Origin of the sequence: Acinetobacter rongchengensis, assembly GCF_003611475.1 — a bacterium.
GTDB classification, from domain to species: domain Bacteria; phylum Pseudomonadota; class Gammaproteobacteria; order Pseudomonadales; family Moraxellaceae; genus Acinetobacter; species Acinetobacter rongchengensis.
In genome coordinates, this window is the sequence record NZ_RAXT01000005.1 from 93,735 (window position 1) to 117,721 (window position 23,987).

A 23,987-nucleotide genomic window follows, 5' to 3' on the forward strand; every position below is an offset into this window, starting at 1 on the left:
ATTTTTCAACTATTTATTCCAAAAATTATAAAAATTAAACCATTGATAGGGTGCACGTATGCAATGCTGCTCTAACACTTCAACATACTTTCGCGTGATATTCTGCATTGCAACCGAGCGATTCGCCCGTGGTAATTCAACCTTCTCTGCCAGTAAATGAATATGCACATCAAACTGTTGATTGTGTCGATAACAAAAAACAGCCAATAACGGTACTTTCAATAAACTTGCTAAAATCCAAGCGCCTTGTGGCCAGTCTGCATCCTCACCTAAAAAACTTACACGTTGTACACGTTGCGATTGCACAGGAACACGATCTGCAGCCAAAATCACCCATTCGCCTTGATCCAGTTTTTCTTGCAAAAGTACTGCTGTTTCTACACCTAACTCATCAACAGAAATTAGGTGTACATCCGCATTACTGTTAATTTTTTTCAAAAAATCATTAAACTTGGTTGCATGCTTTTGATAGACCAATACATTAATCTTTTGTGGATTTTCTGACTTAACTGCACGTAATAATTCAATATTTCCAAAGTGCGATACGAGAATAATTGCACCCTTTTGATAATGCGCTTGGAAATGCTCATGCCCATGCAAACTCAACTTTTGCTGTGAGATATTGCCCAACCAGCCTTCTATTTTATCTAAAATACATTCACCAAATTGCATGAAATGTGTATAGCTATTTAGCAATGTAGGTGCTTGTGTAAAAGGTGATTGTTTAGCTGAAAAGTTATGCAATCTATTTAAATATTGTACAGAAGCTTGTTTAGCTGTTGTTGAAAATAACCAATACCACATGATCACAAAATACAAAACAATACGGCACAACACACGCCCGCCTAAACGGTAGAACCACAACATCAGCATTAAGGGGAACATCCCCCCTTTTTCTTTTAAATGATTCCATTGTGGTGATTGCGATTCAGTCATGTGCTGAACCTTTATATTTGTTTTTCAGTAAAGTCGGTAAGCGTAGCAACATTCCTGCAAAAAGCCGTGAATGTGCCTTAGTCATTCCCCAATTATCACGCCACGCATGGAAATGTGAAATTCCTTGCTCGGGGTAAATCACTTTGGTCGGAACATTCACAAAAGAAATATTGTTCCACTTTAAACGCACTAAAATTTCACTATCAAACCCCATTCGCAATTGGAACTTTGCAGTTTGAATAACAGCGAGTGTTTCAGCCAAAGGGTAAACCCGAAAACCACACATACTGTCTTTGATATCAAACGATAAACTGTTAATCCATACCCAAATATGAGTGGCATAACGTCCATACAAACGGCTTTTTGGCACGCTATCATCAAAAATAGGCTGACCAATAATCATGGCATGTGGATGTTGCTGTGACATCTCAAGGAATTTGACAATATCATTCCAATCATGCTGTCCATCTGAATCAATCTGCAATGCATGACTTAAACCCAGTTCAAAGGCTTTATTTACCCCCGTAATCACTGCCTGACCTTTGCCTTGATTATGTGTATGTTCAACTAAAATAACCTGTTTAAACTGTGTGGCAATATCATGTAGCAAATGCGTACATTCTGCATCACTGCCATCATTCACTAAAATAATTGGCAATTCAAATTGGATTAAATGCTCAATTAAAGCCTGAATATAATGTGGATGATTATAAACGGGGACAATAAACCCATACTTAGACATGTGTCACCCCAGTTATCGTATGATCAATCTGATTCTGTTGTTTTAATTCAAATAATAAACGTCCTGAAGCGAGTTTCTGTTCCCCTGAACACATTTCAAAATAAATCTTATGTAACTTTCTCTGTAAGGTCAGTTGCACGACAGCAAAAGGCTTGATTAAATCTTGAAATTTCAGTTGTTCATAACCATTACACCAAGCCAAATCAGCCCAAACCTGTTGCGCAAATTGCTGAATAAATCCAATTTGCCCAACTCCAGGGTAAATTGGAAAATTGGGGAAATGTCCTTTAAAACACGCGAGTTCAGGTGGAAATTCCAATTGAAAGACTGTTTGATCAGCTGAATTTTGTTGTGCTAAAACAACAGGCAATAGCAAAGGTTTAAACAAATCTTGCATCATTTGCTTATTTAATTTGGATTGGGTATTTCTAGGCAATTGTGTCAAAAACCGCCACTGTCTTGGGATCGCAATACTTTCTAATTTATCATTTAATTGTGTTTTTATCTGTGCAACGAAACTTGCTTTCGTCGTCTGCACTAAGCTTGCTTGCGCATCTTCATTTAAAACCGCAACACAAGTCAAAATCTGACGATGCTCATGTGCTATGAGCAATACATGACAGTCTACAACTTCCTTTAAACTCAGAATCTGATGTTCAATCGCATCCAAACTTAATCGTTTTTCTTCTAACTTTATAATTCGGTCTAAGCGCCCTAACAGCTTAAACAGACTCTTTAAGTCTGATATATCTTCAAGATGTACACGATCTCCCGTAAATACCCATTCATCACTAAATGCATGATTGCTTTTTACTGCAAGCTCATCATTTTCAACAACTTGAATATCAACATTGGCAAAGGGCTTCCACAGTGCATCATCCTGTTTTCGGTAAGCAATGCCGCCTGTTTCAGAACTACCTAAAACCTCTACAATCGGACGATTTAACCAAGGTCGAACACCCGCATCTAATTTACCGCCTGAAGAATAGACATATTGGCAATCTTGCAGAATAACCTCAGCTGTCCAGCGTTTCAGTAAAGCGGGACTCGAAATGACATAGTTCTTTCTTTGTAATACAGCAAGTTTAGCTTGTGCTGCAACGACATGTTCAGGAAAAGCCAATTGTGGATTATAAAAACTACGACCACTGGCCAAAGGCCAAAGGCCAAAGCAATTTAAACAACAAACCATAAATATGTTGATGACTGACTGTGGCAATCGCAATAGCTGAGTCATCTAAATCAAAACTTTGATTTAGACCTTGTACCTCATTCAATAATTGACGTAACGTCCTAGGAATTTTCTTCGGTTGCCCCGTCGAACCTGAGGTATAAAAATAAACTTGTGCCTGTGTTAGAAAATTTTCATCTAAATTTAAGGTTGAAAGCTCAAACACTTTTGAAACATTTTTCGTCGTACGTTGTTGGCGAGTTAGGAAATAAATCCCTTGTTCAGCCAATTCAGATTCAAGTACTTTTACGCGATTCGGTGCAAGTAATAATTGCTTTTCTGCTAATAATGCTGCAAAAAATAAAACCAAAAACTCATAACTGTCATTTTCCCAAAGTGCGTACTGTTCTGCATCTAATGTAGAAATAAAGCATGCTTGTGTGCAGACATCTTGCCAAAAATCGACAAAACGAATTTGGCTCAAATCATCTTGAATACACAATATATTTTGTGCAGAAACATGCATTTGAAAATGACACGCTATCATTCTTTTAAATCACTCTTTCTTGAAACCGTCTGGTCTGAGACAATATGCAGATTTAGACGTTGTTGGCGCTTTCGTAAAATAAACTCGCCTAATAATAAAATTCCCATCAATACGTAGGAAACAAAACCATTATAAATCACCCAAATTTTCATGGGTGCAAACAATACAGTATACAGCGCAATCAAAGCATTTATCACAAAGAAGATACACCAAACCAGAGTGACTTTTCGTGTCCAAATCACACCGGATTCTGGTAAATCTGGCTCAGCAAGACGTGCAAAACGCTCTATCATCGAAGGTGGTTTAATCAGGGTTGATGCAAAAATCATCCCTGCACCAACACTCATAAATACCGGGTACATTTTCAACCAAGCATGATCTTTCAATACTAAGCTCAAGCCACCGCATAGGATTGCAAACCAAGTCAACGGCATCATGAGCTGATTGCCTTGGCTAAATAAACGCACAATACCCAGTGCGATCAGAATGAGACTGACCCACAGAAAATGCCCGTGTGATAAACTCCATCCCACTAAAAAGGGATAGACAACCATCAGAATGATCACTATCCCTTTAAATACCTGCTTCATCCAGCAAACATATTATGAATAACAGTCACTACATCTTGCACAGTACGAACATTTTTAAAATCTTCAGGTTGTACTTGTTTACCTGTTAATTCTTTAATTTTTACGACCAAATCAATCGCATCAATACTGTCTACATCAAGATCTGAATAAAGATTTGAATCAAGCTGAATCTCTTCAGGTTCAATTTCAAATAACTCTTCCATCCATTCACGTAATTTTTCTAGAATTTGTTGTTGCGTTAACATCTTAACCTCTTATGCTTTTTGTTGTGCTTCAACCAAAGCAACTAAACTTTGAATCGATTTAAAATGCTGCTTGGTATCAGCAGACTCAGCATTCAAATGAATGTTATACCGTTTCTTCAATGCCAAACCTAATTCTAATGCGTCAATAGAATCCAAACCTAAGCCATCACCAAATAAAGGAGCTTCGGTGTCGATGTCATCTATGCTGATGTCCTCGAGGGCAAGTACATCAATGATCATTTGTTTTAATTCATCAGCAAGATTGCTCATTGTCTAATAACTCTTGATTAAAAAATTGTTGAAGTTTTTGATTTAATTGACGAACTTGCTTTGGAGAAACCTGAGTATCACCTAACACCTCATCAATATGAATCGCATCCAATACCTTAATTTGAATATGAAATGGTTCAGATGGAATGTGATACCATTTTTCATTCTTGGTTAATGTCGATGGCGTACATCGGATTAAAACTGGACGGATCGGAACTTGGGCACGTAATGCAATATTCGCTGCACCACGTTGAAATTCATTTAAAAATTTACCTTTTTCTGTACGCGTACCTTCAGGGAAAATCAATAAAGATGCAGCTTGATCTTCCTGCAAGCGCTCAACACAATCATAAATAAATTGTTCAGATCCCGCATTTAAAATATAGCCAGCAGAACGTACTGGACCTTTGGTAAATGGGTTTGACCACAATGCCTCTTTCACCACACAATTGGCTTTTTCCATCAGGCCAATCAAAACCACGACATCAATCAAGGTAGGATGATTGGCTATCACTAATTCTTGTCGGCTTTGTTTTAGTTTTTCTAAGCCCTCAATCTCATAAGTCATAATGCCCAGCTTAACCATCATTTCAGTAAAACCTTTAAAGCTATACCGAATGACTTGTTGTGTTCTTTGCTGTCTGCATTTCGCTTCTTTACTGGATAAATTGACCAAAGGCGCAATGATCCCACCAATAGCTACACCACCTAAACCAAAACTTGCGAAACTAAACCCTGTTGCTCCAACACGCCATGCATAATTTAATTGATTGCGTAACTTCTTCATCATTAACATCTTGACCATGCACCATAACTTTGTTGCAAAGTTTGTTTCCAAAACTCATTAAAATGCATTGCATCTAAATATTTGGGTTCGACTTGCTTTAACTTTGTTTCATCTAGCTGTAAATTTGGTGTTTCCAAACCCACCACAGCCGCCATCGAAAAACCCTGAAAATGCTGATGTTCTTCATAAATTTCAGGCAATGCTTCATCATAATAAACCACTAACACTCGCCCCTGCGGATGCATGGTTTTGAGATATGCATAAGCCTCAATCATCGCTTCAGACCAATCTGCGCACAAACTCGTGGCTGGCGTTGCGTCTTTATATAAGATTGAATACAAGCCTGCAATCGCATTATGGACAGAAGTTGAAAATTGTGTAGGCGATGGTGTCAAATCTTGTAATACATCTTCTAAAATTTTATAGGTTTTATGCTCATCACCATACTGTGATGCCCAAACAATATAATCTACTTTTTGCTGATTTAAACATTCAACAGCACTATTCAAAGCCAATTTAGCAAGTGTAGACAACCGTCTACGCTGCATTGTAGGAATATGCTCAAGCGCAGGATGAACCTCTCCTGCACAACTGAATTTAAGTTGTGAAACATTCAACTGAATCATACTAAACCATATTTCCTATGAATCTATTATAATCGATTTTTTTGCCATATTCGTGTTATGTCGGAATTATAGCATTGAGCAGAAAAAGCGTATAGAAAATCATCTAAATGCTCTTTAAAGCAAGCAACTTCAGCAAAGCACAAATAAAAAACCCAAAGATTCCTTTGGGTTTTCAATCTCGCAAAGGCGTTTAGAATTAACGGCTAAACTTCTTCTCAGCTTTTTTGAATTTCTGAATATAACGACGGCGACGTGCTGCTGTACGTTCATCTACCTGAGATTTACGTCCCTCAAATGGATTTTCAGAAGTTTTAAAGTCAATTCGAACTGGCGTACCTTCAAGTTTATACACTTTACGGAATACGTTTTCTAAATAACGACGATAATCTGCAGGCGTTTTATCCACCTTATTTCCGTGAATCACGATGGTTGGTGGATTTTGCCCACCCATATGTGCATAACGCATTTTAATTCGCTTGCCACTGATCATTGGTGGTTGATGTGCTTCAGTTGCATCATTCAAAATTTGCGTTAATTTTGCAGGTGACACTTTTAAATGTGACGAATCATAAGCACGATGGATCGTAGGGTACATATCGCCTACACCTGTGCCATGCAGTGCAGAAATTAAATGTACTTTTGCCCAAGGAATAAAATCAAAACGACGATCTACATCTAACTTACATTGCTTACGGTCATATTCAGTCATGTTATCCCATTTGTTAATGGCAATAACCATGGCACGACCTGCTTCAAGTGCATAACCGATTAAATGTAAATCTTGTTCTACCACACCTTCACGTGCATCCAAAACCACCACGATCACATGGGCATCTTTAATCGCTTGTAAGGTTTTCACAATTGAGAATTTCTCAATCATTTCATCGACCTTACCTTTACGGCGTACACCAGCAGTATCAATTAAGGTGTATTGACGACCATCACGCTCATACGGAATATAAATCGAATCACGTGTTGTTCCTGGTTGGTCAAATGCCACCACACGTTCTTCACCCAATAAACGGTTGACCAATGTTGATTTACCCACATTTGGACGACCAATAATCGCTAAACGTAAACCTGTGGCTTTATCGTGCTCTTCTTCATTTTCATCTTCAGGAACATCCGTTAAGACTTCCTCAAGCATTTGCTGTACGCCACGACCATGACTTGCAGCAACTTGTAAAGGTTCACCCATACCCAATTTATAGAATTCAACCAATGCAGCTTCAGCATGTACACCATCTACTTTATTGGCAACAAGGTAAATTTTCTTACCTAAAGTACGTAGCTCACGTGCAATTTGTTCATCCGAAGCCAATAAGCCAGCACGTGCATCGACTACGAAAATAATAATATCCGCTTCATTAATCGCAGTTTTTGACTGTTCTGCCATATAAGAATCAATCCCCCCCTCACTTTCGCCGATACCCCCAGTATCAACAACAATGAAAGATTTATTCTCATATACCGCATCACCGTACTTACGATCACGGGTCAGACCAGCAAAATCGGCAACAAGTGCATCACGACTCTTAGTAATCTGGTTAAATAACGTTGATTTACCAACGTTTGGACGCCCAATGAGCGCAATTACGGGTTTCATAAATTAACCTTAATTCAAGATCAGCCAGTTGGACTGGTCTGAACATCAGATAAATAGGAGGAAATAGGGTCAAAGCCCTTGTCTTTCGACAATTCAAATAAAAACACGGGGTATTGAATATTCAATCACCCCGAGTTTAGAAAAATAGATGAGAACTAGTTTAACACAAGACTCAATAAATTTGACGATCAGTCTATCGATTCTGCCAAATGCTTAAATCGCCTTTGCGAGTCGCAACATAAAGCTGATTATCGATAATTCTTAAAGTACGTACTTCACCACTGGTTTTAGAACGCCCTAAGATTGTGCCTGAGTTTGGATCAATAAGATGTAAATAACCATCTAAATCACCCACAACTAAATTTTGGCCGAGCAATACAGCATTGCTTAAATTACGATTGAGCAGTTGTTCATTTTTCCAAATCTGCTGACCTGTAATCAAATCATAAGCAACCAACTGACCATCCGTTTGCGATACAAAGACTTTGCCATCAGAAACTTCAGGACGGTTAATACTGCTTGAGTTTTCACTCCACAAAACCCGTTGTGAAGCTAAATCAAGTACCGTCACCTGACCTTGGAAACTGGTTGTTACGACATATTGTCCAGCAACAACAGGTTCACCATCCACATCAATTAAACGTTGAATATCTGAACGACCTTCAGAAACAGCAACTCGACGTTGTAAACGAGGAACACCCGCTACACTATCTATTGCATAAAGATATCCAGTAGATGTGGTCACAAGAATTGTACGCGGATCTAAACTTACAGGCGATGCTTGCCCACGCAGGCTGAATGAAGCATTCGGCAACTTGTAAGTCCAAGCTTGTTGACCTGTTTCTTCATCTAAAGCATATACAGTGGCGTCATTTGTAATCACAATAACCCGGCCTGATTGAACCAGAGCTGAACTAATCACAGCACCAGACAGTTGAGCTGTCCACTTTTTTGCACCCGTAGCTTGATCTAAAGCATAGAGTTTACCCTTTGGGCTGCCCACAACAACCAAACCATCCGCAGCTTCTATACCAGAGCTTAGACCTGTTTTAGTGACTTTGGTTTCCCATAAACGTTGTTTACCTTTATAGGCAGCAACTTCACCTTTCGGATCTAAAGCGAAAACAACACCATTTTCTGTATCTAAACGAAGGCGCAACGGATCTTCTTCACTGGTTGAAGAAACATCTGTTGAAAATACACGAACCAAACTCGTAGCTTGAGCAACCTTAGGCAATGGATTTGGTTTAATTTTTACTTCTTTAACTTTATTACTTGAACAGCCCACTAAAGCTGTAGATAAGATTGCTAAAGCAAAAGGTATTTTAAATTTTCTATCCATTAAGACTCATCCACTTGCGTTTCTAAAATTGGGCGTTCAAGTTCAGGATCATCTACTAATACGCCAACACTTTCGAGTTTAATTTGTAAAATTTGACGTTCTTGTTTACGCTCAACCACCGCATTCCATGCTGCTTGATACGACTTTTTGGCATTATCGATATCATTTTTTGCAACGTAAATATCACCTTTTAACTCTTCAGCAGTTGCTTTAAAAGCGGGCTCATCCACTGCTGACAAGGTTTTCAAGGCTTCATCAAATTTCTTTTGCGCCAATTGTGTATCTGCAAGTTTAATCTTTACAACTTGTAACAGACCCGCATCTTTTAGCTTAGAATTTTCAACTTTTTTCAGCTCACGTTCAGCTGTTGCATAATCATTTTTATCATATGCTAATTTCGCCATCACAATTTGAGCTTGGATAGCTTGTACTGAATCAGGATTATCTTTAACAATTTTATCTGCCGATGCAACCAAAGCAGTTGAAGCTTTTGGATCGCCTGCAACTGCTTTTACATCATCCATTAATTGTTGAACTTTTGCTGTTTCATTTTGATTTTCAGCCAAAGTTTTCTTCTGCCAATATTCCCATCCGAAAAAGGCAATCAATGCAATGAGGACGCCTGTCACCATAGCTGAGCCATATTTCTTAAAAAATGACTTTAAACTATCTAGTTGTTCTTCATCACTTATTGCGCTCATTTCACTCCCCTTTCCTTATGATTATTGGCTTATTTCGAAGAAAATTTTTCGGTGAAGAAGGGTACAATTTCAGATACCACAACTTCATATTGTTCAGCTGTCGCAAGTTCTTTAACCAAAACTTGCTGAGCCTCAGCTTCACGCTCACCAAAGATCAATGCGTATATTGCACCTGATTGGTCTGCTTTTTTCATTTGGCTCTTCATTGAACCCTGAGAACCCGTTTTCAAACGAATGGAGCTATTCACAGCTTCAAGTTGATCACGCAGTTGCTCAGCCAGTACCAATGCCTGACCTTGAGTAGCAGGGTCAGAAACCAAGAATAACTCGCATTCACGAACAGGTGTATTGTCTTCAACTTGTTCCAGAAGAAGCAATAAACGCTCCATTCCCATTGCAAAACCGACAGCAGGTACAGATTGATCTGGCTTACCCTTAAGCTGTCCGACCAAGCCATCGTAACGACCACCTGCACATACGGTTCCTTGAGAACCTAAATGTGTGGTTGTCCATTCAAAAACAGTTTTATTGTAGTAATCCAAACCACGAACTAATTTTTGGTTGATGACAAAATCAATGCCAGCATCACGTAAATACTGCTGTAATTGAGCAAAGTGATGGATACTTTCCTCTTTCAAGAAGTCATGTAATTTAGGCGCATTTTCAAGAATTTGCTGAGTTCGAGCATCCTTAGAGTCTAAAATACGCAAAGGATTCGTCGTTAAACGACGCTGTGAATCTTCATCCAACTCATCTTTATGAGTAGTTAAAAATTCAACCAATGCCGCACGGTATTCTGCACGTTCGTCTGACTCACCTAGAGTATTCAACTCAAGTTGAACCTTGTCTGAAACACCCATACGTTTCCACAAACGAGCGGTCATAAGGATCAGTTCAGCATCTTGATCAGGTGTTGCAACCCCAAAAGTTTCTACACCAAATTGATGAAATTGGCGATAACGACCTTTTTGCGGCTTTTCATAACGGAACATTGGTCCAACATACCACACCCGTGGGTTTGCACCACGGAGCAAATTATGTTCCAACATTGCACGCACACAACCCGCAGTTCCTTCAGGACGCAACGTTAATGATTCAGGCGGATTACCTTTATCAAAAAAGGTATACATTTCCTTTTCAACAATATCCGTTGCATCACCAATTGAGCGTTTAAACAAATGAGTTTGCTCAACGATCGGCAGACGAATTTGTTGATAACCATAAGCATCCATTAAAGATGCTAAATGTTGCTCTAGACGTCTCCACGCTGAAGTTTGCGTTGGAAGAACATCATTAAAACCTTTGATCGCGACAATTGAACTCATGACTTACTCAAAAACTTGTACGTATAATCTCTTTAGCTTTAGCTTCTTCAAGCTCTTGCACACGTTGACGAACCATCGTTTCGATTTCATCAACTAACTGATTCGTATCTATTAAATGACTCTTTTCACCATTACGATACACGAGTGAGCGAGGACTTGCACCTACTACACCAATATCGGCTTCTTTGGCTTCACCTGGACCATTTACTTTACAACCAATGACAGATACATCCATTGGTGTACGAATATCTTCTAAACGTTCTTCCAAAGCTTGCATCACTTTAATCACGTTAAACTCTTGACGTGAACAACTTGGGCAAGCAATAAAATTGATACCATTTGAACGAAGACTTAATGATTTTAAAATATCAAAACCAATTTTAATTTCTTCTTCTGGTTCAGCTGCCAATGAAATACGCATGGTGTCACCAATGCCTTCCATTAACAATCCACCCAAAGCAATCGCTGACTTTACCGAACCAGTGCGGTAAACACCTGCTTCTGTAACGCCCAAATGCAATGGATTATCAATCTGTTGTGATAATAAACGATAAGCATCCATGGTTAAAAATACATTTGATGCTTTAACAGATACTTTAAACTCATGAAAATCTAAACGATCCAGAATATCAATATGACGCATTGCAGACTCAAGCAAAGCTTGACCTGTAGGCTCACCATATTTCTTTTGAATATCTTTTTCCAAAGAACCCGCATTCACACCAATACGCATCGAAATATCATGATGGCGGGCAGCAGCAACCACTTCGCGAATCTTTGCTTCTGAGCCAATATTCCCTGGGTTAATACGTAAACAATCTGCCCCCATGTCTGCAACTTTCAATGCGATTTTATAATCGAAATGAATGTCCGCAACCAATGGCACAGTGACACGTTTACGAATTTCACCAAAAGCTTCTGCTGCCTCCATTGACGGCACAGAAACACGCATGATGTCTGCGCCTACATCTGCACAACGTTGAATTTGAGCAACGGTTGCATCTACATCGCAAGTTTCAGTATTGGTCATACTTTGAATACTGATCGGGGCATCACCACCGACATACACAGAACCTACACGTATTTTACGTGTAGGACGGCGCTTGATTGGGTTCTCAATCATGGTCTTTACTCTTTGCCCATTAACGTGACAAACGGAATTCAGCTTTTCCGTTCACTGTATATGGTGACAATGAAATCTGTTCATTATTAAGGCTTAATGACACAGCAGTTGCATCATCGAGTCGAATTTCGAATGGTGAACTGCCACTGAGATTTAATGTTGATGATTGACGTCCAGTTGCCAAAACTTTACCTGTACTATCAACAATATGCACAGATGTTGGATGGCTAAAATTCAATACCATTTGATCACCAGAAGTTGATGTAGAATTGTTTAGATTCAACACTTCTACATCTGACTCTTGTGGTTTCACTTCAGCATCTACATTTTTATTCGATGTCCATTTTTGAATACCCGCAATCAGTGCCCAAATCGCAGCAATCACAATAAGCGCAATAAAAATACGCTTAAACCATTTTTTATTGCGATCTCGATTTGAACCTGGGAGTTTACCCATGATTTTAATTGGGGAGTTATTCAAAGCATGATTCGGTAAAAGACCCGTATCATTTTGATAAATTTCATCGAAGCGTTGAATGATTGCGGTTGCATCGACATTCAAATACTTTGCATAAGAACGATAATAACCCTTAATAAATGTTGCTTCAGGCAATGACTTATATTCATCTTGCTCTAATGCTTGTAAAGTTTTCACAGGCATTTTCAGTTCAGCTGCAACATCACTAATATCAAGGATTTTAGAGACTCGAACTTGACGCAAGTACTCACCTGGACGTTGAACATTTCCTAAACCATTCGATGCTACGTTTGAACCTGTAGGTTGCTGTGAATTAGGATTTACTTCCATACGGCCTCAGTACTGTACTGTAATTGCAGATAACGTTGATATTCTTGACTCTCTGGGAATAAAGCACGGAGTTGATTGACCAACACCTGCATTCCCATTTGATCATTATTGGCACGTGCGATACGTAAACCAATCCAAAGTGCTCGTGCACCTTGGTTATTCTGACCTACTAAACGAACATATTGCTCATAGAGTTGACTTGCTTGTGCATTTTTTTGCTGTAAATAAAAAAGTTCAGACAATTCCACCAAGGCAATAATTGAGTCACGATTGACTTGCAAAGCTTGCTTGAATGCTTTTTCAGCATTTGCCACATCACCAACTTTAAGATAAACACGCCCTAAATTTTCTAATGCTTTATAACGCTGATCATAACCAAGCGTCGCACCAGCAATCTTAAGCTGCTCAATGGCGTCATTATAGCGCTCAATAACAAATAAATATGTTCCATAATTATTACGAGCTTGCGCATTTGTCGAATCTGCGGAAATAGCGCGCTTAAAATAGCCGTCCGCTTTTTCCATACTGATCTTGCTGCCTTCTTGTTGTAATAAAACACCCATCATCATATTGGCAGTAGAATCACGTGGTTCAGCTTCCAACGCCTGATCTAATGAACGTTTCGCAGCATCCAAATCACCCGTACGAATATATTCAGCGGCAAGTTGAGTGCGAACTTTAACCGCTTTTTCAGGATCTTTTTTAGTAATGGTATCGGAACTTGTCGTCTGACAGCCCTGTAGCACCAATGCAGAGAAGCCGATTGCTAAAATAGCAATCGCTTGTGAATACATCGATTTTCTCAAAGCTTGCCCCCGATATTCAATTGTGTAGTGTTATCCTACAAATAAATTAACCTTGCGAACGTATAATTTCATTGCGTTCTGCAACTTTCTTCTTCCATTGTTCTGCACGGCGTGTTCGATCTGCCACTTGCCCAACCAATTGCCCACACGCTGCATCAATATCATCTCCACGTGTCTGACGAATCGTACACACAAATCCTGCATCAGACAAAGTTTTTTGGAAAGAAATAATACGATTTCGACTTGAGCGACCATACGGCGCATGTGGAAAAGGGTTAAACGGAATTAAATTAATTTTACTTGGTAAATTTTTCAATAACTTAATCATTTGTTGTGCATGTTCAGGTTGATCATTCACACCTTCCAACATCACATACTCAATGGTGACATGTTTGCGTGAGCTTTCATTGCCATCTTTAGCAATATAACGCTGACAAGCGGCAATCAATTGCTCTAATGGATACTTTTTATTGATTGGTACCAATTCATTGCGTAATTCATCATTAGGTGCATGCAAAGAAATGGCTAAAGCAACATCAATATCTTTTGCTAATTGATCAATCTTTGGTACCACGCCTGAAGTTGACAATGTGACACGGCGCTTAGACATACCATAAGCAAAGTCATCTAACATGATATTCATTGAGCTCAACACAGCATCGTAATTGAGTAAAGGCTCACCCATACCCATCATGACGACATTGGTCACTGAACGCTCACGCTCTGCAACAGCAACGTCTTCCATATACGAATAGTTTGCGACCCACAACTGACCAATGATTTCATCTGGAGTTAAATCACGCTGAAAACCTTGTTTACCTGTTGAACAGAATGAACAATCCAATGCACAACCCACTTGTGAAGAAATACACAACGTTTTACGTGAACCAGTTTTATCTTCCGCTGGAATCAGTACTGTTTCAACCAAAGACCCGTCACCATCGCCTACGCGAAACACCCATTTACGTGTTCCATCTTTAGAATAATGACGATGTACAACTTCTGGCGCTTTAATTTCACAAACTTTTTCTAATTTTTCACGTAATTTTCCTGAAATATTGGTCATTTCAGCAAAATCTGTTACAAAAAATTGATGAATCCATTTCATCACCTGCCCTGCACGGAATTTTTTCTCCCCCATTTCTTCGAAGAATTTTTCCAATTGTGGACGTGACATGCCAAGTAAATTCACCTTCTCCACTTGCTCAAATTGAACAAACTTTGATGATACAGGCTGCTGTTCATCTAAATTTAACGATGAAGCGACAACTTCAGAATTCATGTGATTACTACCTAAAACATGTCATGGGATGAAACATATTGATCAAGATTTGAACAATAAATACAACAAAAATAAAAAAACCAGACAAGTAGTATATCACCTATCTGGTTTCGGGTCTGTTATCAATTCATAAATCGGAGATTTAGTGCTTGAGTAAAAGTGACCCTAAATACGTCGAATTAACGAGTACGTGGGCAAACTTCAGTTTGAGCGAAGAAGTAGTTCACTTCACGATCAGCAGATGCAACTGAGTCAGAACCGTGAGCAGCATTTTCGTCGATGCTTACAGCGAAATCTGCACGGATTGTACCAGGAGCAGCTTCTTTAGGGTTTGTAGCACCAAGAATTTCACGGTGAGCAAGAACTGCGTTTTCACCTTCAAGAACAGATACAACAACTGGACCAGAAGTCATGAATGCAACTAAGTCACCAAAGAAACCACGTTCTTTATGTTCAGCATAGAAACCTTCAGCTTCTGCTTGAGAAAGGTGCTTCATTTTAGTCGCAACGATTTTAAGACCAGCTTTTTCGAAACGAGCGAAGATATCACCAATGTGGTTTTTAGCAACTGCATCTGGTTTTACGATAGATAAAGTACGTTCAATAGCCATGATCGGCTCCTTTAGTCAAATTGACACGAAATTTTTGGCGCATTATACCGAATAATCGACAGTTTGCTGCTTTTAATCTGTAAAAAAATAGATTTTTCGATGTACAGTGTTTTTACACTGCTACTCAACATCAACTTGCTTCATCAATCCAAGCCATTTGAATTGCTTCGAGCAGACCTTCTGTTGATTTGGTCGGATCATCTTTAAAATCAGGCAAAGCACAAATCCACGCATGTAAATCAGTAAAACGCACCCATTGTGGATCCACATCTGGATGCGCTTCAGTTAGTTCAATGGCGATATCAATGGTATCCGTCCAACGTAAACCCATTTAGGTCATCCTTCGTTCAAGAGTTGAATTTGATACCACTACTGTAGCAAAAATCGACGCTTTCAGAAACTCAGCGTTTTCAAAATAAGTCATTATAAAATCACACCAAGCAAAGGTGCACTTAGAATAATGAGACTTGCAACACCAGCTCCAATCAATGCGCCGACAATCACATCGCTTGGATAATGCAAACCCAAAACCATACGTGACAATGCCACTAAAACAGTAAATGGCAACATAATGAACAGCAACAAGGGTTGAATATAGCCAAATACAATCGTGGCCATCACCGCATGTAAAGTATGCCCAGATGGAAAACTAAAATGATCTAATGGACGCTCCCCCATAACAATCACTTGGTGTACTTGATACGGTCTCGGCCTAACTGTTTTGTGTTTTAAAAACTTATAGATTGCTGTTCCCAAAGAACCAGCAATGACCACGTAAATAATCTGTACTGTATAACTCAAACCCATTTGCAGCCAGATTAAAGCCAACATGACATACCAAAAGCCGCCATCACCTAAGCGACTAATCGCCTTAAAGAAAATAGCAATACTTTGAGTATGCGATAAATTATTCAGATATAAACAACCTTTAAGGTCGAGATCGAGCATTTTTATTTTGGTATTTTTAAAATTCATTGTCACTCTCCTCTTTGAATTAGAGATCAACTAAGTCAGCAACAGCGCACCCTGTGTAACTTGATACAGTGCTTGCTCAAACTGCTGCACTGGATGTTGCCATCCTACATGTTGCACATCTTGCATCGCCATATTTCCCATACGTTTTAGTGTTGAATTATCTGGCAAATTAAAAATGTGTTGCGTCAATTGGTGCTTTTGCCCTAACGGGCTTAACCAACCCGTTTGTTGGTGTTTTACATGTAATTGTGCGCATGCATAATCATAGGCAATAATCGGCAAACCACTGGCCATCGCTTCAAGCACCACATTACCAAAGGTTTCGACTTGGCTTGCAAATACAAAAGCATTGGCACTTGCATAAGCTTCAGCAAGTTGTATGCCACTCAAGCTTCCCATAAAGATAACCTGTTCTGCACCTTGCATTTTTTCTAACCGTGTACGTTCTGGTCCATCACCGACCAATACCAGTTTTACTTTGTTTTGATTGTGCTTTTTTGATGCAACATAAGCATCAATCAAGACATTAATTTCTTTTTCAGAAGACAACCTACCGACATACAGCAATACGGTTGTCTCTTGATCAACACCCCATTGTTGTCTCAGTTTTTCGGAATAGCGTTGTGCTGAAAAGCGCTCTGTATCAATGCCACGTCCGACTACAACCAAAGGGCATGTCACACCAAACTGACGCAGTGCCAATTCTGTATCACGACTGGGCACGCAGGTTAGTTGCGTTGCATTATGGAACCATCTTAAATAACTCTGAATGGGGCGAACCAAAAATGCTAAATCAAAAAAACGACTAAATTCTTGAAATTGTGAATGAAAGCCACTCGATACAGGAATCTGTCGAGATTTTGCCGCATGTAGGGCAGTAAATCCGAGTGGTCCTTCTGTTACGATATGCACCACATCAGGTGCAAAAGAAGAAATTGCTTGAGACACTTTTAAGTATTGAGGCCATCCAAATTTCATCTCTAGATATTTAGGAATGGATTGTCCATTCACCAAACACTCTCTATTTGGAGAAAAGTCATGGCACTTTTGTTTTTGTGCAGGACGAATCAATAAGATTTTATGACCTTGATTTTGCAACCCTTTACAAAGCTGTAACAGTGATAATGCCACACCATTGATTTCAGGTGGCCATGTTTCCGTCACAATGGCAATTTTTAAACGAGGTTTGGTTAAATCACGAATCAAGTTTTGACTGTGCGTCGTGGTGGTTTGCTTTTTTTGTTTAAAATAGAACTTAAAATGGTCGGGTACTTCTTGTTGTCTAAACTGCAAGGTTTCTGCGTACGTTTTGTTCATACGACCTAATCTCTTCATTTTTAAATAGATTAGGTGATATTTCTTACATTTTAATGATTTTTTTATGACGTTTTTCTGACAGTCAGAATAAAAAAATACGGTATTAAATACAATAATGCCTTAATTTTCAGAAATTAAGGCATTATTTGCTCTTAAATATCACGCTCAATAGCTCACTTTAAAACATTAAATTTACAAAAATAACATCCCTATACTTACCTGCAGGTACACGTATAGAAGGTTGATCTTCCAACTGAACGGCAACTACATACTTATGTCCTTGATTAGATGCTTGCGCCGATAAAGGCACATTCCAAAGATTTGCATTTGCACCCGTGATGCTCATCCGTGTCCGTAAGCGATAGTTTCCATTGCTCACATAACTATCACCATTCGCACTGCTTAAATTCAAGCTACTAAATCGAATTGAATAGGATTGATCACAATGCACTGAAAAACTGGTTGCAGTTTGGCTCTTATAATAACTCCCCAAGCGCATATAGGTTTCACTAACATCCCCCATACTACATTGGTGTGCATAAGCCGATGTTGCAACAGAGAGCATGGTTAACATCAATAAAAAAGTTTTCATTTCCACCTCCATACTTATTAAAAAGTCACTACCAACTGATCAATCATTCATAAAATCATTCACAAATCAGTTCGATCACTTTGGATGCCATTTCATTCAAACGATCCTGAGGAATATCGAGTTGTGCATTGCAGGTGCGATCGCCAGAGGTTTTTACGAATAAACGGTATTTGCTTGGTTTTAAACCATATAAATACACTTTTCCATCCGCATCGACTGGAGAAAATTCTTGTCGATTGTCATCAATATAGACTTCTGAAGCTCTTGATAATGTTTTGTGATCAGGGGTCAGTAATTTCACAACCATGAGTTTGGTTTTATAAATCGGGAAATCAACCACATAACCACGTTGATTTAACGCAATAAGTTTCTTATCCGCATATTCAATTTTATCCTCTATTGGTATTTGATCTTGGGCAAAAGAAAGGTCATAGGAAATATAAGGCACGATGTTATGGACAAATAAGGAGCCATCTTTTCGCGTTGCACCAATCGGCGATAATGAACGAAATACATCTACATCAGCGTAATCCCCCACTTTGACTAAAGCAAAGGCATTATCCACATATTTAGTCATTGCGGTGTGACCACCCAACAATGTGAATGCACCTCGATAAGTCACTTGAGTATTGTGAAAATTCTCTGCACTACGATCATAACTGACACCTAAATCTCCATAAGTAGATTTAAACATCGCATAACCATTATAGGAAACAGCCCCATCTTCTTGATTCACACCCAATGAATAATCAATACCATTTTGAACAGGGGAATTGCTTACCCAACGTAATCGGCTTTCATTATCTGTAGTGTGATCAACATATACACTTCGTTTATTATCAAAATAATAACTAAAGGAAAAAAAAGCCCCCTCATTACCACCATCTTGAAATTCTTTAAAATAACTGGCTGAAAATGATATCTTTTCACCGACCATTCTAGAAAAACCAAGGTTAAATATTTTGGCATCAGGAAGATTAAACTGTGCATTTTCATGGTAACGTCGTTCAACATAATTGACGTTGACGTTATTCAAATACGGTACATTATAAAAACTCAGATAGGCTAAATTATCAAATTTAGTCGTTTCAATAAAATCACTATAACCCAATGATTTATATTCTGGGTTTGAATATTTACTACTCAATCCCATAGAAAGATTACCCACACTACGCGTCAGTGAAGCACCAATTGAATAACCCTCATCTAATGATGTTCGACTCCCACTAACACTCAAGTCTAATAAAGCAAAACGACTAATTCCTTGTGTCCAAAGTAATCCAAAGTTTTGCAAGTCTTTACTATAAGCAGCATTAAAACCTAAAGTCGTTTGATCACTAATCCCTCGTCTAAAATATACATTTGAAAAAAATTCACGATAATCATCATCTGCATATTCATAGTTATAACGAATTTTTCCCAACGAAAAACTATATTCATTTAAATCAGGTTTTAATAAACGACTATTGATATAAACAGGGAATTTTTGAACCGTTCGATTTCCCAATACATCTTCTACAACAATCTGTGCTTCACCAGCCTGCTGAATATTGGCACCTGACTGTAATGCATAATGTCCAGGAGTAACGTTTTGTTGATAAATATTGACCCCATTAATATAAAGATCAACTGTTGAGGGTAATAAAGCACTGCCTTTTAGTGTCGGCATATTCCAATAAATAAAATCAGGATGCTCCGTAAAGTTAGTACCGTAAGTAATCCCACCAAAACGAAAAGAATTGATCAATGGATTCGAAACAGTGGTGGTATCCCCTACCGTCAAACGGGTATAACGCTCTGGGAAATCAATATCAATCACAGTGTTCAAACGCACAACTTTCTGATCTTCAGCCGAGTCACGATAGATCATGGCATTTTTAAATAACCAATAATCTTTAAATACCCCTAACTCAGCCAAAGTGTTAAAGTTGCGATTGTCATTATCCTGACCATAAAATAAGTCATAGTTTAGAAAAGCACCAAAATGTGCTGGATTTGGCATTGGCTTTTCTTGTCCCAAATCACTACCGACAAAATAATCCGCAGGAAGGTCTATTTTGATTGACTGCAATGCCAAATCGACTTCAGCATTGACTTTCCCATCGGTCACCAAACAATATTGCGCTTGTATCGGATTTTTTTGAAGTTTAGCAATCAAAATTTGTAATTTCTCTAAAACCGCACATTCCACATATTTAGATTGGTTTTCTTCAAGTAATAATGTTTCAGTATTTCGATCAATCCCATTTAGCCAAATGTTACTGATCGTGACATTTTGAGGAATATCCGTATTTGCCTGTGTTGTTACTACTCCACACAACACACATTGGATAAAAAGCAGAGTTCGTGCATACATAGCATCCCCCTACAACTTCATTTCTAAAGGTTTTTCATCTTTATCTGTGGCAATTTTTAACGTGTATTGAGTTGAATTATTAAGTTTCACTTTGCCAAAATTAAAAGTATATTGCTGTCCATGAAGCAGATATCTCATTTCATTACTGACAGCAACCTCTTTTTGATTCGCATCGACAATCGTAATTTTGAAAATCTGTAGATGAGAACTGGCATCATTTTTAACATTCATCACCAAATTGTCTTGGTAATATGCCGTTTTAATATCCAGCTTGGCGCTATCTTGAGCTCCCAAAAATAAAGGGACTGAAATATTAAATAAAAAACTCACCGAGGTTTCTTTAGCGACAGCTGGTACCTCAGTAAAAATAATACGCCAAGTTTTTTCTTGCGGGGCTACGATTGCAGCCAAAGGTTGACTAAAACCAACACGCACAATTTGCTTGCTCTCTGGCTGAATAACAAAGTTTTTAGGATTGATCAAAATCGTTGGATCTGGCTCTAACACATCCTCATTCTTGTCATTCTGCGTCCACTTTGCAGCAGATACTTCAAATATTTTTGCATCCTGAAGACCACTGGATTCCAGTGTAATTGTTGCACTGCGTTGTCTGGTCTTTTCTGAGATATAGAGTTGGATCGGACTAATTTTTAACCCCGCATAGAGATTTGGGCTTAATAAGACTGTTCCAAGCACGAGCACATTGAATAATTTATTCATAACTAAACCCCTAATTTTTTTTATTTTTCAAATAAGTAGACTCCACCATGAAGATAGAGCCTACTTTATGTCTTAATTTACTAATGCAGCGTAAGTTAGAAATAGACTCGAATATTATATTGGTCTGTATACGTACCTGCTGGTTTGCTGATTCCAACAGCAGCACTAGTCACTTTCACGTCATAGGTATTCCAGCCACCCAATGCAACACCAACATTGGTTTGAGCAGTACCTAAAACAACATTAGCCATAGTGCCTTGTTGTGTAGTTGTTACGTTAATTGGAATTTCATGTGTACCCATTTTCACTTTAGAATTATTGGTAGTGCTCACCAATAAGTTATAAGGAGCATTGGCACCCACTCTGAATTGTCCTGTACCAGAACCGCCATCTGTTAATGAAATTTTGCTTGTTTTAACATCTAAGTCGCAATGTTTTTCAACTTTTAATTCAATTGGAATGTTCCCTGTACAAAGCTCACCACAACTTGAAGGTGGTCGGCTTCGATCTGCACTGCCATCGTCTTCCGCATAGATTGCAGTTGAAGCAGCACCCAATACTAATGTAGCAAGTAAAGATTTTGTAAATACGTTCATAATATAATCCCCAACTTGTTGAATGAATCCTTTCCAATTAAAGGATGATTAATTTATAAAACGAAGGGACAGTATTGAAAATCACCAAAAATAAGTAGAAATCTAAAATTAATCAAAAATAATTTAAAATTCTTAAACACTAATTTTTTAATTTACTTTAAAACCATTTAATTTCAATCATATACATAAAATATTTTAACAACTGTATTATAAAAATAAATCAAAAAGTTATTTTTAATAACAAATATCAAACTACTTAAAATTAAGTATTGCCTAATTATTAAAATAATATTTTTAAATATTTAAATAGCCAAAAATTAAAATAAAAATAAAATCAACCCAAAAATATATTTGAGATAAACAAAAAATAAATCAAGATTGCTAAAAAAATATAAAATTAAATCACAAATATAATAAAAAACACAAAATAATTCACAAAAATAATTTCTATTTTTCTAAACGACTAACAGCTGAACAATAATTGATTCTTAACTTTTCAAGTCGCTATTTTTTCAAAATGATGAGTATCTTGAGCACTAAATACACTATACTCAGTTGATGCTTAGCATCCTCAATCACACAATCGAATTAAATATTTACATAAAAAATGCAACCTACTTTCGGCCATAAAAAAAACCTAAATACAAAACAAACTTATAATTATCAACAAAATACAATCATAAGTACAATCACTAAACCACTAAAATCCTCCCCCAATGACTAGATCAACTCAAGCCACAATGAGCAGGTTATCGGAATTTAATTAAAGTGTGATGATTTTTGCAATAACATAAAAATAATCCAACTTTAGTTGGATTTAATAACTAAATCTTATCAACCAACGATAGTAAGAATCTTTTATTTCAGTATTGATTACATTCGTAAAGGAACATCATTATGATTCAATGGATACGTCGTATTAAATTATTATTTATAAATTCTATTAGCCTGATTTTATTTAGTTTTAGCACTTTTAGCTTTGCTGGAACTTATGCTCAAACCCAATACCCAATCGTACTACTTCATGGTTTTTTAGGGTCAGAACATCTACTGGGGTCAGATTATTTCTATGGCATTCCAGATGCACTGCGCCAAGAAGGTGCAGTGGTTTACGCACCCACACGTTCAGCCGTTAACTCTACAGAAGTCCGTGGTGAACAAACCATCGCTTATCTTGAAAAACTACGCCAACAATATGGTTATACCAAATTTAATTTAATTGGTCATAGCCATGGAGGAATTGATGCACGTTATGTGATGGCAAAACACCCAGACTGGGTTGCCTCTGTTACCACAATAGGCGCACCGAATGATGGCTCTTTTCCATCCGATTATGCACTGGCTAATCCATGGACGTCGATACTAGACTGGATGTATGAGCTCGTTGGTGGTGTGAGCAATGCCTTAGATGGGCATAATTTACCGCAGGATAAACAAGCTTATCTCAACTCGACCAGTACGGCAGGTATTCGAATATTTAACCAAACCTATCCTAAAGGTGTAGTCAATAATTGTGGTTCTCAGGCTAGCCCATACAATGACGGACATTATCTTTACTCAATGGGTGGAACCGCTGTACTCACCAATGGTTTTGATATCACTGATAAATGGATGTTTGCACAATCTCTTCTCTCAGCAGAACCGAATGATGGATGGATCAATCGTTGTTCGACACATTTTGGTTTTGTCATACAAGACAATATTCCATGGAATCATTTAGATGAAGTCAACCAAACCAATGGCTTAGTTGGACTTTTTGCACCAAACCCTATTCTTGTCTATAAAACACATGCCAATCGACTGAAAAATGCAGGCCTATAAACCTGACTATGATTCATACATATCTGCAAAAAGAAAGGAAAGATTCTCTTTCTTTTTGCTTAGACCTTTTATTTAAAACCCTAGCATTATCA

Annotated in this window: 24 protein-coding genes and 1 pseudogene; 1 reads left to right on the top strand and 24 read right to left on the bottom strand. The window is 38.1% G+C overall.

Annotation, left to right across the window (positions count from 1 at the left end; all coding sequences use genetic code 11):
* Positions 1 to 9: 9 nt before the first annotated feature.
* The 24 genes and pseudogenes from D7V20_RS04755 to D7V20_RS04870 form a co-directional block, all read right to left on the bottom strand.
* Positions 10 to 936, bottom strand: coding sequence for an LpxL/LpxP family acyltransferase (locus tag D7V20_RS04755; RefSeq protein ID WP_120383184.1), 927 nt, complete (start codon positions 934 to 936; stop codon positions 10 to 12).
* Positions 929 to 1,678, bottom strand: a complete 750-nt coding sequence (locus D7V20_RS04760; protein ID WP_120383185.1) for a glycosyltransferase family 2 protein — start codon at positions 1,676 to 1,678, stop codon at positions 929 to 931. The genes D7V20_RS04755 and D7V20_RS04760 overlap by 8 nt, the downstream gene beginning before the upstream one ends.
* Positions 1,671 to 3,396 (bottom strand): annotated as a pseudogene (locus D7V20_RS04765) (AMP-binding protein). Before D7V20_RS04765 ends, D7V20_RS04760 begins: the two are co-directional and overlap by 8 nt.
* The gene (locus tag D7V20_RS04770) at positions 3,393 to 3,986 is read right to left on the bottom strand and encodes a COG4648 family protein (RefSeq protein WP_120383186.1); all 594 of its coding nucleotides are present in this window, start codon (positions 3,984 to 3,986) and stop codon (positions 3,393 to 3,395) included. The pseudogene D7V20_RS04765 and the gene D7V20_RS04770 overlap by 4 nt, the downstream one beginning before the upstream one ends.
* Positions 3,983 to 4,231, bottom strand: a complete 249-nt coding sequence (locus D7V20_RS04775; RefSeq protein ID WP_120383187.1) for an acyl carrier protein — start codon at positions 4,229 to 4,231, stop codon at positions 3,983 to 3,985. The genes D7V20_RS04770 and D7V20_RS04775 overlap by 4 nt, the downstream gene beginning before the upstream one ends.
* 9 nt (positions 4,232 to 4,240) lie before the next feature.
* A complete protein-coding gene (locus D7V20_RS04780) occupies positions 4,241 to 4,501 on the bottom strand; it encodes a phosphopantetheine-binding protein (RefSeq protein WP_010112696.1) in 261 nt (86 codons plus the stop codon).
* Positions 4,485 to 5,297, bottom strand: a complete 813-nt coding sequence (locus tag D7V20_RS04785) for a lysophospholipid acyltransferase family protein (protein ID WP_120383188.1) — start codon at positions 5,295 to 5,297, stop codon at positions 4,485 to 4,487. The genes D7V20_RS04780 and D7V20_RS04785 overlap by 17 nt, the downstream gene beginning before the upstream one ends.
* Positions 5,291 to 5,914: a beta-ketoacyl synthase chain length factor gene (locus D7V20_RS04790; protein ID WP_120383189.1), complete on the bottom strand. Its 624-nt coding sequence runs from the start codon at positions 5,912 to 5,914 to the stop codon at positions 5,291 to 5,293. The genes D7V20_RS04785 and D7V20_RS04790 overlap by 7 nt, the downstream gene beginning before the upstream one ends.
* A gap of 196 nt (positions 5,915 to 6,110) precedes the next feature.
* Positions 6,111 to 7,520, bottom strand: a complete 1,410-nt coding sequence (gene der / locus D7V20_RS04795) for a ribosome biogenesis GTPase Der (protein ID WP_120383190.1) — start codon at positions 7,518 to 7,520, stop codon at positions 6,111 to 6,113.
* 193 nt (positions 7,521 to 7,713) lie between these two features.
* The gene (gene bamB, locus D7V20_RS04800) at positions 7,714 to 8,862 is read right to left on the bottom strand and encodes an outer membrane protein assembly factor BamB (protein ID WP_120383191.1); all 1,149 of its coding nucleotides are present in this window, start codon (positions 8,860 to 8,862) and stop codon (positions 7,714 to 7,716) included.
* Positions 8,862 to 9,563, bottom strand: coding sequence for a YfgM family protein (locus D7V20_RS04805; protein ID WP_120383192.1), 702 nt, complete (start codon positions 9,561 to 9,563; stop codon positions 8,862 to 8,864). Before D7V20_RS04805 ends, bamB begins: the two co-directional genes overlap by 1 nt.
* A gap of 29 nt (positions 9,564 to 9,592) precedes the next feature.
* Complete coding sequence (gene hisS / locus D7V20_RS04810) at positions 9,593 to 10,888, bottom strand: histidine--tRNA ligase (RefSeq protein ID WP_120383193.1); 1,296 nt, start codon at positions 10,886 to 10,888, stop codon at positions 9,593 to 9,595.
* A 7-nt stretch (positions 10,889 to 10,895) separates the two neighbouring features.
* Positions 10,896 to 12,011, bottom strand: coding sequence for a flavodoxin-dependent (E)-4-hydroxy-3-methylbut-2-enyl-diphosphate synthase (gene ispG / locus D7V20_RS04815; RefSeq protein ID WP_010112711.1), 1,116 nt, complete (start codon positions 12,009 to 12,011; stop codon positions 10,896 to 10,898).
* Positions 12,012 to 12,030: 19 nt separating this feature from the next.
* The gene (locus D7V20_RS04820; RefSeq protein WP_120383194.1) at positions 12,031 to 12,819 is read right to left on the bottom strand and encodes a helix-turn-helix domain-containing protein; all 789 of its coding nucleotides are present in this window, start codon (positions 12,817 to 12,819) and stop codon (positions 12,031 to 12,033) included.
* Positions 12,810 to 13,613, bottom strand: coding sequence for a type IV pilus biogenesis/stability protein PilW (pilW, locus tag D7V20_RS04825; RefSeq protein ID WP_120383195.1), 804 nt, complete (start codon positions 13,611 to 13,613; stop codon positions 12,810 to 12,812). The genes D7V20_RS04820 and pilW overlap by 10 nt, the downstream gene beginning before the upstream one ends.
* Positions 13,614 to 13,671: 58 nt before the next feature.
* Positions 13,672 to 14,907, bottom strand: a complete 1,236-nt coding sequence (gene rlmN / locus D7V20_RS04830) for a 23S rRNA (adenine(2503)-C(2))-methyltransferase RlmN (RefSeq protein WP_120383196.1) — start codon at positions 14,905 to 14,907, stop codon at positions 13,672 to 13,674.
* Positions 14,908 to 15,086: 179 nt separating this feature from the next.
* Positions 15,087 to 15,518, bottom strand: coding sequence for a nucleoside-diphosphate kinase (gene ndk, locus D7V20_RS04835; protein ID WP_010112718.1), 432 nt, complete (start codon positions 15,516 to 15,518; stop codon positions 15,087 to 15,089).
* A 130-nt stretch (positions 15,519 to 15,648) separates the two neighbouring features.
* Entirely contained in the window at positions 15,649 to 15,849 is a 201-nt protein-coding gene (iscX, locus tag D7V20_RS04840) for a Fe-S cluster assembly protein IscX (RefSeq protein ID WP_120383197.1), read from the bottom strand.
* A 92-nt stretch (positions 15,850 to 15,941) separates the two neighbouring features.
* Positions 15,942 to 16,493 (bottom strand): phosphatase PAP2 family protein, encoded by a 552-nt coding sequence (locus tag D7V20_RS04845; protein ID WP_120383198.1) that lies wholly within the window; start codon positions 16,491 to 16,493, stop codon positions 15,942 to 15,944.
* Positions 16,494 to 16,523: 30 nt separating this feature from the next.
* Positions 16,524 to 17,810: a glycosyltransferase family 4 protein gene (locus tag D7V20_RS04850; protein ID WP_120383199.1), complete on the bottom strand. Its 1,287-nt coding sequence runs from the start codon at positions 17,808 to 17,810 to the stop codon at positions 16,524 to 16,526.
* Positions 17,811 to 17,988: 178 nt separating this feature from the next.
* Positions 17,989 to 18,402, bottom strand: coding sequence for a hypothetical protein (locus D7V20_RS04855; protein ID WP_120383200.1), 414 nt, complete (start codon positions 18,400 to 18,402; stop codon positions 17,989 to 17,991).
* A 55-nt stretch (positions 18,403 to 18,457) separates the two neighbouring features.
* Complete coding sequence (locus tag D7V20_RS04860) at positions 18,458 to 20,758, bottom strand: fimbria/pilus outer membrane usher protein (protein WP_120383201.1); 2,301 nt, start codon at positions 20,756 to 20,758, stop codon at positions 18,458 to 18,460.
* Between the two features lie 9 nt (positions 20,759 to 20,767).
* Positions 20,768 to 21,478: a fimbrial biogenesis chaperone gene (locus D7V20_RS04865; RefSeq protein WP_120383202.1), complete on the bottom strand. Its 711-nt coding sequence runs from the start codon at positions 21,476 to 21,478 to the stop codon at positions 20,768 to 20,770.
* Positions 21,479 to 21,573: 95 nt separating this feature from the next.
* Positions 21,574 to 22,074 (bottom strand): hypothetical protein, encoded by a 501-nt coding sequence (locus tag D7V20_RS04870; protein WP_120383203.1) that lies wholly within the window; start codon positions 22,072 to 22,074, stop codon positions 21,574 to 21,576.
* Between the two features lie 897 nt (positions 22,075 to 22,971).
* On the opposite strand from D7V20_RS04870, the gene D7V20_RS04875 reads away from it, so the two are divergent.
* The gene (locus tag D7V20_RS04875) at positions 22,972 to 23,895 is read left to right on the top strand and encodes an esterase/lipase family protein (RefSeq protein ID WP_120383204.1); all 924 of its coding nucleotides are present in this window, start codon (positions 22,972 to 22,974) and stop codon (positions 23,893 to 23,895) included.
* Positions 23,896 to 23,987: the final 92 nt, after the last annotated feature.

What these genes read in the sequence shown, in the direction of transcription:
- hisS (WP_120383193.1), bottom strand. Translation starts at nt 10,888, where the DNA reads ATGAGTTCAATTGTCGCGATCAAAGGTTTTAATGATGTTCTTCCAACG.
- ispG (WP_010112711.1), bottom strand. Translation starts at nt 12,011, where the DNA reads ATGATTGAGAACCCAATCAAGCGCCGTCCTACACGTAAAATACGTGTA.
- bamB (WP_120383191.1), bottom strand. Translation starts at nt 8,862, where the DNA reads ATGGATAGAAAATTTAAAATACCTTTTGCTTTAGCAATCTTATCTACA.
- D7V20_RS04845 (WP_120383198.1), bottom strand. Translation starts at nt 16,493, where the DNA reads ATGAATTTTAAAAATACCAAAATAAAAATGCTCGATCTCGACCTTAAA.
- D7V20_RS04850 (WP_120383199.1), bottom strand. Translation starts at nt 17,810, where the DNA reads ATGAACAAAACGTACGCAGAAACCTTGCAGTTTAGACAACAAGAAGTA.
- rlmN (WP_120383196.1), bottom strand. Translation starts at nt 14,907, where the DNA reads ATGAATTCTGAAGTTGTCGCTTCATCGTTAAATTTAGATGAACAGCAG.
- iscX (WP_120383197.1), bottom strand. Translation starts at nt 15,849, where the DNA reads ATGGGTTTACGTTGGACGGATACCATTGATATCGCCATTGAACTAACT.
- ndk (WP_010112718.1), bottom strand. Translation starts at nt 15,518, where the DNA reads ATGGCTATTGAACGTACTTTATCTATCGTAAAACCAGATGCAGTTGCT.
- D7V20_RS04870 (WP_120383203.1), bottom strand. Translation starts at nt 22,074, where the DNA reads ATGAACGTATTTACAAAATCTTTACTTGCTACATTAGTATTGGGTGCT.
- D7V20_RS04860 (WP_120383201.1), bottom strand. Translation starts at nt 20,758, where the DNA reads ATGTATGCACGAACTCTGCTTTTTATCCAATGTGTGTTGTGTGGAGTA.
- D7V20_RS04780 (WP_010112696.1), bottom strand. Translation starts at nt 4,501, where the DNA reads ATGAGCAATCTTGCTGATGAATTAAAACAAATGATCATTGATGTACTT.
- D7V20_RS04760 (WP_120383185.1), bottom strand. Translation starts at nt 1,678, where the DNA reads ATGTCTAAGTATGGGTTTATTGTCCCCGTTTATAATCATCCACATTAT.
- D7V20_RS04855 (WP_120383200.1), bottom strand. Translation starts at nt 18,402, where the DNA reads ATGAAAACTTTTTTATTGATGTTAACCATGCTCTCTGTTGCAACATCG.
- D7V20_RS04775 (WP_120383187.1), bottom strand. Translation starts at nt 4,231, where the DNA reads ATGTTAACGCAACAACAAATTCTAGAAAAATTACGTGAATGGATGGAA.
- D7V20_RS04865 (WP_120383202.1), bottom strand. Translation starts at nt 21,478, where the DNA reads ATGAATAAATTATTCAATGTGCTCGTGCTTGGAACAGTCTTATTAAGC.
- D7V20_RS04875 (WP_120383204.1), top strand. Translation starts at nt 22,972, where the DNA reads ATGATTCAATGGATACGTCGTATTAAATTATTATTTATAAATTCTATT.
- D7V20_RS04770 (WP_120383186.1), bottom strand. Translation starts at nt 3,986, where the DNA reads ATGAAGCAGGTATTTAAAGGGATAGTGATCATTCTGATGGTTGTCTAT.
- D7V20_RS04805 (WP_120383192.1), bottom strand. Translation starts at nt 9,563, where the DNA reads ATGAGCGCAATAAGTGATGAAGAACAACTAGATAGTTTAAAGTCATTT.
- D7V20_RS04755 (WP_120383184.1), bottom strand. Translation starts at nt 936, where the DNA reads ATGACTGAATCGCAATCACCACAATGGAATCATTTAAAAGAAAAAGGG.
- D7V20_RS04820 (WP_120383194.1), bottom strand. Translation starts at nt 12,819, where the DNA reads ATGGAAGTAAATCCTAATTCACAGCAACCTACAGGTTCAAACGTAGCA.
- D7V20_RS04790 (WP_120383189.1), bottom strand. Translation starts at nt 5,914, where the DNA reads ATGATTCAGTTGAATGTTTCACAACTTAAATTCAGTTGTGCAGGAGAG.
- D7V20_RS04785 (WP_120383188.1), bottom strand. Translation starts at nt 5,297, where the DNA reads ATGTTAATGATGAAGAAGTTACGCAATCAATTAAATTATGCATGGCGT.
- pilW (WP_120383195.1), bottom strand. Translation starts at nt 13,613, where the DNA reads ATGTATTCACAAGCGATTGCTATTTTAGCAATCGGCTTCTCTGCATTG.
- der (WP_120383190.1), bottom strand. Translation starts at nt 7,520, where the DNA reads ATGAAACCCGTAATTGCGCTCATTGGGCGTCCAAACGTTGGTAAATCA.